Source organism: Niallia taxi (assembly GCF_004005475.1).
Classification (GTDB): Bacteria; Bacillota; Bacilli; order Bacillales; family Cytobacillaceae; genus Niallia; species Niallia taxi.
This window is the reverse complement of record NZ_RZTZ01000007.1, coordinates 57,152-71,476: the sequence shown is the minus strand read 5'-3', so window position 1 is coordinate 71,476 and position 14,325 is coordinate 57,152. Positions and strand designations below refer to the sequence as shown.

The window sequence follows — 14,325 nt, the reverse complement described above, 5'->3', positions numbered from 1 at the left end:
GTTATATGTCTTTGATCCTTCCTATTGTATAATCCATGAACTGTTAACTTGAATAGTGGAGGGATTGGAACTTAAACACCGCAATCATCTGTTTTATTAGGATAGTTGAATGATTGCTGGCAATAGAAATATTCAATAGGAAGAGGAGAAGAATAGTGAAGAAAAGAAGATTAAGTCTTATTTTATCAGCGTTTTTGGCAGTCGGAACCCTTTTGTCCGCCTGCAGTAAAGAAAGCGCTACACAGAGTGGTAACGGTAGCGAAAATCAACCATATGAAATTAAATGGTACACACTTGGAACACCACAAAAAGATACAGAAAAGGTATTCGAAGAGGTTAACAAGTATACGAAGGAAAAAATAAATGCCACAGTCAAAATGACGCAAATTGATTGGGGAGACTGGGATCAAAAATCTCAAGTAATGATTAATTCTGGTGAAGAATTTGATATAATTTTTACATTTGGTAATAATTATGTTCAAAATGCTCAAAAAGGTGCATTCTTAGCTATTGATGATTTGTTAGAAAAGGAAGGAAAGGCCCTTAAAGACCTAATTAATCCTGTCCTGCTGGAAGGGAATATGGTGGACGGAAAACTATATGGTATTCCTGCTAATAAGGAGGTTGCTAAACAAAATGTTTATACGTTTAACAAACGCCTTGTGGACAAATATAAGTTTGATCTTTCCAAAGTTAAAACATTGCAGGATCTTGAACCAATGCTGAAAATAATAAAAGAAAATGAATCTGCCATTACACCAATAGCGACATTTATGGCACCAGTGCGCTATGACATTGTGTTCAATGGTGAAATGCCTTTTGCCTTCCCATTTGAAGGAGAAACAGACAAAGTTATTAATCATTTTGAAACAGATGATGCAATGAAGCAATTTAAAACAATGCATGAGTACTATAAAGCAGGCTATTTAAAGGAAGATGCAGCAGTAAGCAAAGAAAATTGGCCAATGGATGTCGAAAACTGGTTTGTTCGTATGGGCTATTACCAGCCTTATGCCGAGTTATTATGGTCACGTGAAGCAGAGTATGAAGTAGTGTCCATTCCTGCCGAACCAGCAGCGATTGTCAATGATTCTGTATCTGGTTCGATTCAGGCGATTTCTGCAACATCAAAAAATCCGCAGAAAGCAATGGAGTTTTTAACACTGCTTAACACAGATCCGTATCTTCGCAACCTTATTGATAAAGGAATCGAAGGTACACACTACACAAAAAATGAAGACGGTACCATTGAAGACTTGCCTGCACGTATTGAAGGCTATAACATCCCGTCCTACACCTTGGGAAACAACTATATACTGGATTTGTATAAAGGTGATCCAAAGGATAAATGGGATAAATTTGTGGAATTTAATGATTCTGCAGTAAGAGGACCGTCACTTGGCTTCAAATTTACCAGTGATCCTGTACGCTCAGAGCTTGCCGCAATTACAAATATTACAAAAGAATTCTACCCAGCCATTGCAACAGGTTCTGTAGACCCTGAAAAATACTTGCCGAAATTTAATAAAAAATTAAAAGAAGCTGGAGTAGACAAGGTGTTAACAGAAATCCAGAAGCAATTTGATGAGTGGAAAAGCACTCAGAAATAAAGGGAAAAATATTAGGCTGAGTATATGATATTCTGTTTCCAAGCGAATTTATTTGTAACAGCAGAGAAAACATTCTCATCTTCGATCCTTAACCATTTGGATAACTAAAACTGACAACTTAACATAATTGAGGGATTGAAAATGAATTTGAACCAGAATAGCCGCTTTCATGAAAAAATATTTAATAAATTGTTTTTAGCCTCATCTATCACTATTGTTGTAACCGTTATTATTTTGATTGTAACCATCACTAACTATTATTCTGAAATAATTATCCAAAAGGAAGTTAATGTTACTACAAGAACGATAGAAAGGGTAGAGGATTACTTCTCTGCCAAAGATTCAGATATAAATAAAGCGATAAGTGATATTTATGTTCAAGGTGATTTAATCGATGATATCTCCTTTGCTCTTCATAATGGCTATGGGAAATACTTAGAATACCGCCTTGATCGATTTACAGAGGACCAATCTTATTTTCCTAGTAATCTTGATACGTATTTTAATGGCTTTTTTAGTCAAGATAGTGATATTAACGCCATTAGTTTACGTTCATTAGATAATGCCGGAGTTGAATATTTGCTTATCAATAATTATCTTCGCTGGAATAATAGTATTAATGAGGAAAAAGCAACAGATACCCTGCAGGAAGGGGACACTAACTTAATTGAGGCAGGTCTTCCGAAAGGGCGGATATTAAAGGATACAATCACGAAAAAGGTTGTCATTAATAACCCCGTCACATTGGAGAAAATAGGTGAAATCTCCATCTATTATTCTACGGAACATTTAAATAAGATGGTCAAAAGGGATGAAGGAGCACCTGCCTCTTTCTTTCTAATCGATGCAGAGGGACAAATTATCTATTCACATAATGAAGGCGTGCCTCCCGCAATTGTTGATCAACTGCGGCAAGAAACAAATGAAACAAAAACAAGTTATAAATCTAAAAAATTTTATATTAATACTGTTGCGAATAAGGGTGACTATACATTCGTCAGCGTCATAACAGATGAAGGCTGGCAAAAGCTATCTATTGTTAGAGGAACGATGTGGGTCGTTATCATCCTGCTTATAGTAGCTGCGATTTTAATGTCTTATACGTTTATGCGCAATTATTCGCAGCGTATTAATAAGATTGTTACAACGATTCGCCAAGTAGAAAAAGGCAACCTGGCTGCACGTGTTCCAGAATCCGAAGATGAAGATGAGTTAGCTCAGATTGCATTAAATATTAATACAATGCTAGATGAATTGAATAATTACATTGAACAATTCTACCTGCTCACTATGAAGCAGCAGCAAGCAGAATTAAAAGCACTTCAAGCACAAATTAACCCTCATTTTTTATTTAATACGCTTGAGGCAATTCGCATGGTTGCAGTCTTGGAGGGCTCAAAGACCTCCAGCAAAATGATCGTGCATTTAGCAAAGCTATTCCGCTATTCATTGGAATCGAAGGATATTGTACCGTTCTACACCGAAATTGAATATGTCAAACAATATTTGACCTTAATGCAGTTTAAACATCCTGATAAGCTGAAGATTCAGTTCCATATTCCAGACGAATTAGAACACACACCCGTTCAAAAGTTAATTCTTCAGCCGATTATAGAAAACTATTTTGTCCATGGCTTTAAAAAGGATCGTGCCGATAATGAGTTAATTATTTATGCGGAGAATCGTGGAGAAAAAATCGAAATATGTATTGAGGATAACGGCAAGGGAATGTCTGAGGAGGAACTGGCCAACATTGTTCACCATATTAATTGTGAAGAGGGCGATGAAATGAAGTCAATTGGATTGAGGAATATTCATCAGCGTTTGAAAGTAAAGTACGGAGAGCAGTACGGGCTCTCACTGGAGAGCACTAAAAACACTGGAACAAAGGTCACTTTGTCCATTCCGGTTCAGGGGATTGCCTATGTATAAGGTGCTGCTTGCGGATGATGAACCGATCATTACTAAAGGACTGTCAGCCATACTCGATTGGGAAGATTACGGATTTGAGATTGTGCATACTGCAGAAAGCGGCGAGGAAGCACTTTCCTATATTAAACAACATTCTATCGACATTTTAATTTCGGATATATTAATGGGCGAAATGTCTGGTCTTGACTTAATACAAGAGGTGAAAAGCATTCGGTCTGAGATTAAAAGCATTGTTTTAACAGGCTACCAAGAGTTTGATTATCTTAAACGAGGGCTGTTATTAGGGATTGAAAACTATTTGGTTAAACCTGTAGATGAAGAGGAATTATTGAAAACGCTTCAAGCGGTGGGGATGAAGTTAAAGGTTGCAATGGCAAACAGCAGGGCTAAGGAATCAACCACGATGCTGGATAATACGATGTGGAGCTATTTGACTGGAGAAATAGACAAGCATGATTGTCTGGAGCGATTAGCATTATACAATATTCACTTAAACCAGCCATATTACAATGTGTCTATTTTAAATATTGAACATTATCATCAGCAGGATGTTGTTAATGACATTCGCCACTTCCTTGAAACTAACTACTCTTCTTTATGTTTTAATAATCCTAATCAGGAAATAGTGATTATTTTTGGCGGTGCAAGTGAGGAAGAACTGATCATTCATAATCAGCGCTTAGTAGAGGACCTGCTGCAAGAAGATAGAGAGATTGGCTCCTTTTATTTAACTATGGGAAAGCCAGTCCGTTTAATTGATGAATTGGAAGATAGTTTTACATTAGCAAGAGATTACAGCATGATGCAGTTACATTTAGAGCCGAATATACTTATTTCCAATAAACTAACAATTGATCGACAAGAAGAGCTAAAAAAGCAGCTGCAATTAAAAGAATATATAGTAAAACGGCTCATGAATGCAGAGGAAGAATCATTAGAGCTGATTGACTTATATTTTAAGAATTTAACAGAGAAGAACAATATCATTTCACCACAAGTGGCGAAAAAATATACATTTGATTTGATCTCCTATATTCATCACTCCCTGCAAACAGAGGAGCTTTGTTTATATTCAGCTGTTGTGGAACGGATAGTATATAGTTCAGATATCAGGCAAATGAAGGATATATTAATGGAATATTGTTATGAGTTGATCCTCACCATTCATGACCATGTTCATTTACGAAGTCCAATTGTCCAAAATGTCCTTACATTTATCCATACTCACTTTGACCAAGGCTTGTCTTTAAAGACGCTAGGGCAGCAATTTCATGTGAATGCGATTTACTTAGGACAATTATTTCAAAAAGAGGTTGGAGTCGTCTTCTCCGAATATATAAATCGGTACCGCTTGGAAAAAGCGAAAGAGCTGCTAAAAACAACCCATTATCGAGCAGGAGATATTGGCAAAAAAGTAGGGTATTCTGACACAACTTATTTCTATAAGCAATTTAAGAAAATCGTTGGTACAACACCAAGTGAGTGGCGGAAAATTTAAGAAAGCGGTGATTATGATGAAAATAGATTATCCTTTTCCTGAAAAGTTTTGGTGGGGAAGTGCAGCATCAGGACCACAAACGGAAGGTGCAGCGCTAATGGATGGCAGAAAGCAAAGCATTTGGGATTATTGGTACAGCATTGAGCCTGAAAGCTTTCATAATGGTGTCGGTCCTGAGCAGACATCGGATTTTTATCACAGGTTTAAAGATGATATCCAATTAATGAAAGAAACAGGGCATAACTCCTTTCGCACCTCCATTCAATGGTCACGGTTAATTCCAGACGGAACTGGACAAGTAAATGAGAAAGCGGTTGATTTCTACAACCAAGTTATTGATGAGCTGCTGGCAAATGATATTGAACCGTTTATTAATCTTTACCACTTTGATATGCCAATGTGTATGCAGGAAAAAGGCGGCTGGGAATCTCGGGAAGTAATCGATGCTTATGTCCAATATGCGAAAGCCTGCTTTCGTTTATTTGGTGATCGTGTCAAATATTGGTTCACATTTAATGAACCAATCGTTCCTGTTGAAGCCAGTTATTTATACAATTTGCATTATCCACATATCGTAGATTTCAAACGGGCTGCCGTTGTTGCACATCACACGATTGTTGCACACGCTCGGGCTGTGGAGGCATTTAAGGAATCGAATGCCCTTGGCCAAATCGGTATTATCCTCAACTTAACTCCTTCCTATCCAAGAAGTGAGGATAAAGAGGACAGAGCTGCCGCCCATATTGCCGATCTATTCTTTAACCGCAGCTTTCTTGACCCTGTCACAAAGGGGGAATACCCTCTTGAATTAGTTGATATTTTAGCAGAAAAAGAGCTGCTTCCAATTGTCGAAGCAGATGATTTGGAAGTAATTAGTAATAACCCGATTGACCTATTAGGAGTGAACTATTACCAGCCCCGCCGTGTAAAAGCAAAAGAGAACCCAGAACCGGACAATGCACCGTTTATGCCAGAACATCTATTTGATTCTTATATTATGCCTGGAAGAAGGATTAACCCCCACCGCGGCTGGGAGATTGCAGAGGAGGCTGTTTATGATATCATGATTGACCTTCGTGATCATTATCGTAATATCCCCTTTTTTATTTCCGAAAATGGCATGGGGGTTGAGGGGGAAGAGAAGTTCCGCAATGAAGAGGGATATATTGAAGATGAATACCGGATTGAGTTTGTGAAGGAGCACTTAAAATGGGTACATAAAGGCATACAGGAAGGCGCCAATTGTCTCGGATACCATATATGGACATTCATGGACAACTGGTCTTGGGCAAACGCTTATAAGAATCGCTACGGTTTAGTAGAAGTAGATTTGAAGAATGGAAGGAATCGAACTGTAAAGAAATCAGGGAAATGGTATAAGCTGCTGGCAGAGAATAATGGATTTTAAACTGATGGGAGAGTGGTAATCTGATGGAAGCCTTTATGGTAATCGATATTGGCGGCACCTATATCAAGTATGCTGTCATGGATGAAACCGCAAACAAACGGAGAAGCGGCAAACTAGCAACACCTAAGGACGGATTGGACAGTTTTTTGCTGACTGTACAAAAAGTAGTCGAGGAAAACGCCGCTGACTTTAACCTTCAAGGATTAGCAATAAGTTCTCCAGGTGCAGTCGATGTAAAAACAGGTTTTATTGGCGGAGCAAGTGCAATTCCCTATATACATGGAGTAAATATGACTGATCTCATCAAGGAGAGGACTGGACTCGAGACAACGATTGAAAATGACGCAAATTGCGCAGCCTTGGCAGAAGGCTGGTTAGGAGCAGCAAAAGAGGTTGATTACTATATTTGTATAGTGATAGGAACAGGTATTGGCGGCAGCATCGTGCTAAACAAATCAATCCTACGCGGTGCTTCCCTTCATGGCGGAGAGTTCGGCTGCATGATTATGGGAACTTCCTTTAGCGAACCGCTGCAAGCAACATGGAGTCTTAACGCTTCAACAAATGCCCTTGTGCAAGCAGTGAACAATCGACAGCCACTCAGGAAAGAAGCTCTAGGTGGAGAAGACGTATTCAAAATGGCTGAAGAAGGCGACCCAATTGCCCAACAAGCTCTTAGCGACTTTTATAAAAGGCTTGCAATCGGAATCTACAATTTACAATACGCAATAGACCCAGCGAAAATCCTGATTGGCGGTGGAATCAGTTCCCGTAAGGACGTCATAGCCAGAATTAACCACGAATTACAGAAATTACGCAACGATGTTTCTACATTAGAGATAGAAGTAGAAGCATGTCAATTTGGAAATGATGCTAATTTAGTAGGAGCTTTGTTCCATTTTTTGAATTCTAAGTATTGATTAGAAAAGCGTATAAATATGCTGAATAGCTAGACTAATGCGAAGGGATTTATTAGGGAATAACTTAAACCTATAAATGTGCAAGCCAAAACTCACCTTTTATAGGTGAGTTTTTTTTTAGAATAGGATATTAAAATCCAACCAGAAAACAATACCGATGAAAGAGGATTCAAATACACACCAATTACAGCGCACTTAAATCCTTGTTATTCTTGATACGTTATATTCAATAATACGATGCTCACAATATAGAGTTCTCCCTTAGTCCATTGTTCATATATCCCACCATTCTCTGCAACTATTCATTCGAAAAATAAGGATTATACGAGAAATACGAATCAATCATCATTCATCTTACAATTAATTCACTTCTCTAATTTCCTTAAGTCCTAATGTTATATATAGTTGCTAACTGCAATAAGCCTATAGTTAAACCAATAACCTATTCCAGTGTCAGCATAAGCGGACACTTTTTTTATTCCGCTTCAAGCAAAACTGTTCTTTACTTTAACCAATGAATCTATGCTTTTACCAATAGGATGCTTAGATTAGGACTGCTAAAATAATGGAAGGGCTTACATTTTGCCTGTTTTATAGCTGGTGTAAACAATATGTGTGAATGGAGGTGAAGCTATCACTCATTCAATCTTAATGGGCAGCTATTGATTACTACAGAAAGCAATCCTTCACTTCTTTGTTATTACATACATTCGTTACAAAAAGGGGAGGCAAATGGATGTTTTCGAAATGGGGAAAAACGAAAAAGACGGTAATTGTCACGGTTATAATGCTGTTTATGCTGCAGGCAGGCTTGTCTCCGGCTTTGGCGGGGGATACATTGCCATTTACTGGTGACAGTGCAACTGGTTTGAATCAGCCTACACAGCATGGATATACGGTGAATCACATTTTAGATTGGGCACCAGAGACAGATAAAAATGCTGAAATGCTTAGATCGAGAGTGCCATTACAAGACCGAAATCAAGCGTTTGCCGCTACACAGGCAAACCCGGAGATAAGTGCGGATACGCAAATGTTTAATCTTGCTGGTGACTATGGGAATGCGTTTATGGACAGTACAGCATATACGAATAAGTTTGGTCAGTATACGTTTCCGTACTGGCAATATGTCGATTATTATTCGTATTGGCATGGAACAGCGTCAGCTGATGTTCCAGATGATTTATATAATCCGAGCCTACCTTGGTATGAAAGATGGTTTGAATTTGGGGCGTTAAATATTCCAAATCCTGCTTATACGAATGCGGCCCATAAAAACGGGGTTAAATCACTCGCTGTTATTTTCTTCTCTGATAATGATAGGGGACCACAGACATATTCACAAATGTTTGTTAAAGACAAGGACGGCAATTTCCCTGTTGCTGAAAAGCTTATTGAAATGGCTGAATACTATGGGTATGATGGCTATTTCTTTAATCAGGAGGAAGCAAGGGCAGGGGTTGCTGTTAAGGATATTCCTGTATATAAAGAGTTTTTAAAGGCAATAAAACAAAGTGGATTATATGTACAGTGGTACGATTCAGTTGATAATACAACTGGCAAAACAAGATATGAAAACGAATTCACGGCTGTCAACAGTCCATTTGTAAAGGATTCAAAATACGGAGTTTTGACGGACTCTATTTTCTTAAACTATCTTTGGAACAAACAAAAGCTGGAAAAGTCGAAAGCCCATGCTGAAAGCTTAGGGTTAGATCCTTTGCAAACTGTGTTTGCAGGTGTTGAAGCAGGTGGTGACAGATTTAATAAACAGCGCAATGATTTACGAAATAATTTGGACAGCAACGGAAAGCCGATGAATAGTATTGCTATGCTCGGAGCTGACTTTACTCATCATGGTTTGGATGAGGATCTTGGCGGAGAAGATACAAATCGACGTAATAACAGTGACTTCCAATGGATGTCCTTTATTCGTGACCGTGCATGGTGGAGTGGACCTAATCTTGACCCAACAAACCCTGGCAGAAACGCAGAAGCTAAGCTTGCAGACGTAGCGGCAAAAGGAGATAACTGGGACGGTGTTGCTTCCTATATCGCTGAGCGCAGTGTTATTCAAGGCTCCAACTTTGTGTCCAACTTTAATATGGGCCGTGGCTTAGATTATTTTGTAAATGGCAAGATAAGCAATGAAGAAGAATGGTCAAATATTAATATTCAAGACATTCCGGTGACATGGCAATGGTGGATGGATACAACTGGAACACCACTGCAGGCAGATTTTGATTTTGGTCCTGATTACAATACTGGAGCAAGATACAGTTATCAAAAGGTTGGAGCCTTTAATGGCGGCAGCTCGCTTGTTGTAAATGGCTCGTTGGATGCAGAAAACCTATTGCATCTTTATAAAACAGATTTACTAGTGAAAAAAAGCTCGAAGTTTTCAATTACCTATAACAAACCATCTCAAGATGACTCCTCACTTATGAGTATCGGTTTATTCTTTAAGGATAATCCAGAAAAGGCAGTCAAAGTGGAAGTGCCTAATTCCGGTAAAAAGACGAATGGATGGGTAACAGCGAATCTTGACTTGTCCAAATATGCAGGAAAAGAGCTTGCTGCATTTGGCATCGTATTTGCAAATGGAGAACAGAAAAAGATAGCTGATTATCAGATGAATATCGGGCAAGTGAAAATTAGCGATGGCTCGATTAAAAAACCGAAAGCTCCGACAGATCTTAAGATAACAGAAGCATTAAGTGACTCGAATGAAATGTATATCGCATGGAAGCTGGACGATTATGAGAATGTTAAGCAATACAATGTCTATAACAATGGAGCTTATGTGGGCGGAGTTTACGACAAAGTATTTTACATCAAAAATTTGCAAAAATTATCTGGTGATATTTCTCTGACAGCTGTGAGCCAAGATGGCCAAGAAAGTGCGCCTGCTGTTGTGAAATATGATTTAACAAAGGGTGTGCATAACATCGAAGCAACTCAAGCAGATAATGGTGATATGGTCGTGACATGGCAAAATCCAGACAATGCGGATGGGAAAATTACCGTGAATATTGCAACAGAGTACGATTATGCAAAGAAAGTTAATAAAACTGTCACCGTAAAAAAAGGCAAAACAGAGGTAACGCTACCTAATATGCCGCTGAATGGAGATAAATATCTGATTAAAATCAAAATCGGCAGCCAAAACTGGATTAGCTATCGCAGTACGTTTTTAGATAAATCGATAGAAGCATATCCGGCTGAAAAGGTCTCCATTGATGGAAATTCTGTTAAGTGGGATTTACCAAATACAAGAGATTGGCACCATATATATGTTTATGAAAATGGAGAAGCCAAAACATTTGATACGACCTACAGTCAAGGCAAAAAGCCTTATATTGTGCGGGGGCGCACACATTTGAAGGAGCTTACCTTCCAAACGAAAGCAACAGACAGCATTCTTGAATTTGTGATAGAGGATTATTCAGGTAATAAGGCGACAACAGTTATCAGAATGTCGTTAGATGATCTTTACGATAAAATCAATGATTTTGTTGCTAGTGGTGAAATGACTGAGACAGCCGGAAAGCAATTAACAAAAGTCTTGAATGCTGCAAAGAAGCATTATGAAGAAGATCGTATAAAGCAAGCAGCAATCCAAATGAAGAAATTTAAGGATGAACTAAACAGTAAGAAAATGAAGGAAATGTCAGTCGGCGCAAAAACTACATTAAATGCTAGTGCGGATTATTTCCTAAGAAATATGTCGAAGTAGTAAGTAACGTAGGTTAAGGGTTGGCAGATAGATTTCCTGTTTGCCATCCTCTTTTTCAATTTTTAAGAATACTAGCATCGGAGGGGAAGACATTGTCTTTGGAAAGAATACAGAGATTTATTCAGCACTTAGGGAAGTTTGAAGTTTTAGAATCGATTCAAATGAAGGATTGGCGGGCGAAACGTGGAGTTTATATGGAGCCGGGAAAATATGAATTTAACTCAGATGAAACAGTTCTTATTAATGAGGGTGATTGGCTAATTGATGCTGGTGCCACGATGTTTTTGGAAAAGGAAGTTTCGATTCCAGACAACTGGAGAAATCGCCCATTCGGTCTTACGTTTCTTTCCAGTGCAAAGGGGCGCAGGACTCTTCATGAGGGACTCGTTTCTATTAATGGCAAACCACATCACGGAATTGACCGTAACCGCAGCTATGTCCCTTTCCCGGAAGATGTGCGGAAATCAGAAAAGATTACTATTCATATAGAATTATATAACTATGCCGGCCAAACACTTGATGAGTTAAATTATCAAAATGAACCAGCAGAATTTGATCCACCTCCGTTGACCCTTTTGCAGGGCAGTCTTGATTTAGTAAATAGCGCTGTGCAAAGCCTGCTTGCAACAGTGAAGTGTTACTATGAAACAGCAAAACTACTGCCTGAAGGTAATATAGATAAATCCACAATTATCACCTCTTTGTCAGAGGTGGAACGGAAAATACTGTCCGAAAAGCCGGCAGCATTAACAGATTTTTCCTTCGTTGCAGAAATAGAAGAAAGTTTAATAGAAAAACTCGCAGATTTATCTGACAGCACGAACGGACAAATACTGATGGTAGGTCAGTCTCATATTGATTTGGCTTGGCTGTGGCCTGTAAAAGAAGCTATTCGCAAGTGCAGCAGAACCTTCTCAACAATGAGTACACTGCTCGAGGAGAATCCGAACTTTACTTATGCACAAAGCCAGCCTCAAGCATATGCCTTTGTTAAAGAGCATTATCCTGACATTTATGAAAGAGTGAAAAAGCATATTGCCGATGGACGCTGGGAGGTAGTCGGCGGGATGTGGGTGGAGCCTGATTTAAATATGCCATCAGGTGAAGCGTTGGTTCGTCAGCTGCTATATGGAATGAAGTTTTATAAGGAAGAATTTGGAATTAAACCAAGGGTTGAATGGCTTCCAGATACATTTGGCTATTGTGCTTCCTTGCCGCAATTGTTAAAGGGTGCTGGAATTGACTACTTTATGACCACAAAAATGAATTGGAATGATACCAACCCTTTTCCGTTTGATTTATTTTACTGGGAAGGAATCGATGGGACGAGGATTTTGTCCTTTTTGAATCATGGCTTAAATGAGTATACCCATCCACAAGAAATCCAAAGCCACTGGGACAGTTTCAAGCAAAAAAATGACCACCCGCATCAAATGCTGCTTTACGGCCATGGAGATGGCGGCGGCGGAGTTACACAAGAAATGATTGATTATGTTGATCGGTCTGCATCCTTGCCTGGATTACCTTCTGTCGTAAACAGTACAGCACATGAATTTTTCGATGGCATAACAGAGAAAAATCCGGCTTTGCCAGCATGGGTTGGTGATATGTATTTAGAGCTTCACCGCGGAACATATACAACACATGCCCGCAATAAAAGATGGAATCGTAAAGCAGAGGTTCTTTACCGAGATGCTGAAATTTGGGGAAGCGTTGCTGCAAGCTTTGCAGGTGCAAACCATGATCCTTCATTGGAGCATGGATGGAAGCTGCTTCTGCTCAATCAATTTCATGATATTATTCCAGGCTCATCTATTCCAGAGGTATATGTTGATTCGGAGTCTGATTATAAAGATATTTTTGCATGCGCGGAAAAGGTAAGAAATACTGCTTTACAGGAGCTGGACCAGCAAATTAACACAGAAGGTGATGGGATACCTGTTGTTGTCTTCAACAGTCTGTCATGGGAGAGGTCTGAAACAGTAAAAATCACCGGAGGATTAGAATTGGCAGGAAAAGGCGCCGTCAATCAGGATGGGGAAGTGTTGCCTGTAGATATTAGTCAAATGGAAGATGGGCAATTTGAGCTATCTGTTTATGTTCCAGCGATTCCAGAAATGGGTTATAAAGTCATTTGGCTGAAGGAGCTGGAAAATATCCAAATGGATAAGCAGGAGAAAGCTGTGAGCAATTGGGAAACAGATTATTATCTTGTGGAATGGAACGAATGTGGAGAAATTACTCGTCTATATGATAAGAACTTACGGCGTGAGGTAGTGCATGGTGGAGCTTTGGGCAATCAGTTCCAGCTTTTCCATGACAGACCGATGCTGTGGGACGCATGGGATATCGATCCGAATTTTGCAGAACAGCGCGCAGAAACGGTCAGCCTTTTAGAGCAAAGCAGCACTAAGGGTGCAACGAAGGATATCATTCGGTTTAAATGGCAGCTTGGCCAATCCATTGTTGAACAAGACATGATTTTATACCACCACAATAAACGAATTGATTTTCAAACGAAAGTCGATTGGCAAGAACAGCATAAATTATTAAAGGTTGCTTTTCCAGTTGATGTGATGAGCAGCAAAGCAACATATGAAATCCCGTTTGGAGCTGTAGAACGAGCCACACATACAAACACAAGCTGGGAGCAAGCACAGTTTGAAGTATGTGGACACAGGTTCGCCGACCTGTCTGAAGCAGGATATGGTGTCAGCTTGCTGAATGACTGCAAATACGGCTATGATGTGAAACAAAATGTTTTACGTTTATCCTTATTGCGTGCACCGAAATGGCCAGACAAGGGAGCGGATATTGGTCTGCATGAATTCACCTATTCCCTTTTCCCACATGAAGGAGACTGGAGAGAAGCTGAAGTGGTGAAGCAAGGCTATGAACTAAATCATCCTGTTCTTGTTATTCAGGCAACAGCACATCGTGGAAGTCTTCCAAATTCGTATTCCTTCATTAAAACAGAGGCTAAACAGACTATCCTTGATACGGTCAAAGTGTCTGAGGATGGCAATGGTCTTACGCTGAGAATGTACGAATCGAGTGGTGGCAGAGAGCAAATTCACCTATCCTTGGCAGGGCAGGCTGATTCCGCATATGAAACAAATCTGTTGGAAGAGAAACAAGCGGATATTTCGCTGCAGGGTAATAAGCTGTCTGCAGCATTAAAGCCGTTTGAAGTAAAAACAATTGTCGTAAACCTGTAAATC

Annotated in this window: 7 protein-coding genes; all 7 read left to right on the top strand. The window is 39.3% G+C overall.

The window, feature by feature from the left end:
• Nucleotides 1–155 precede the first annotated feature (155 nt).
• The 7 genes from EM808_RS17355 to EM808_RS17325 all read left to right on the top strand — a co-directional run bounded on the left by EM808_RS17355 (nucleotide 156) and on the right by EM808_RS17325 (nucleotide 14,322).
• Complete coding sequence (locus EM808_RS17355) at nucleotides 156–1,610, top strand: ABC transporter substrate-binding protein (protein WP_127739463.1); 1,455 nt, start codon at nucleotides 156–158, stop codon at nucleotides 1,608–1,610.
• Between the two features lie 141 nt (nucleotides 1,611–1,751).
• On the top strand, nucleotides 1,752–3,542 hold the full coding sequence (locus EM808_RS17350) for a sensor histidine kinase (protein WP_127739462.1): 1,791 nt from the start codon (nucleotides 1,752–1,754) through the stop codon (nucleotides 3,540–3,542).
• Complete coding sequence (locus tag EM808_RS17345) at nucleotides 3,535–5,040, top strand: response regulator transcription factor (protein WP_127739461.1); 1,506 nt, start codon at nucleotides 3,535–3,537, stop codon at nucleotides 5,038–5,040. Before EM808_RS17350 ends, EM808_RS17345 begins: the two co-directional genes overlap by 8 nt.
• A gap of 22 nt (nucleotides 5,041–5,062) precedes the next feature.
• The gene (locus EM808_RS17340; protein ID WP_127739579.1) at nucleotides 5,063–6,448 is read left to right on the top strand and encodes a glycoside hydrolase family 1 protein; all 1,386 of its coding nucleotides are present in this window, start codon (nucleotides 5,063–5,065) and stop codon (nucleotides 6,446–6,448) included.
• Nucleotides 6,449–6,471: 23 nt separating this feature from the next.
• Nucleotides 6,472–7,368, top strand: coding sequence for an ROK family protein (locus EM808_RS17335; protein ID WP_127739460.1), 897 nt, complete (start codon nucleotides 6,472–6,474; stop codon nucleotides 7,366–7,368).
• A gap of 736 nt (nucleotides 7,369–8,104) precedes the next feature.
• Nucleotides 8,105–11,104, top strand: coding sequence for an endo-beta-N-acetylglucosaminidase (locus EM808_RS17330; protein ID WP_127739459.1), 3,000 nt, complete (start codon nucleotides 8,105–8,107; stop codon nucleotides 11,102–11,104).
• Nucleotides 11,105–11,196: 92 nt separating this feature from the next.
• Entirely contained in the window at nucleotides 11,197–14,322 is a 3,126-nt protein-coding gene (locus EM808_RS17325) for an alpha-mannosidase (RefSeq protein ID WP_328590385.1), read from the top strand.
• The last annotated feature ends 3 nt before the right edge of the window (nucleotides 14,323–14,325 follow it).

Bases quoted from the DNA above. Each gene is read 5' to 3' on its own strand.
- EM808_RS17330 (WP_127739459.1), top strand. From the start codon at position 8,105: ATGTTTTCGAAATGGGGAAAAACGAAAAAGACGGTAATTGTCACGGTT.
- EM808_RS17345 (WP_127739461.1), top strand. From the start codon at position 3,535: ATGTATAAGGTGCTGCTTGCGGATGATGAACCGATCATTACTAAAGGA.
- EM808_RS17335 (WP_127739460.1), top strand. From the start codon at position 6,472: ATGGAAGCCTTTATGGTAATCGATATTGGCGGCACCTATATCAAGTAT.
- EM808_RS17350 (WP_127739462.1), top strand. From the start codon at position 1,752: ATGAATTTGAACCAGAATAGCCGCTTTCATGAAAAAATATTTAATAAA.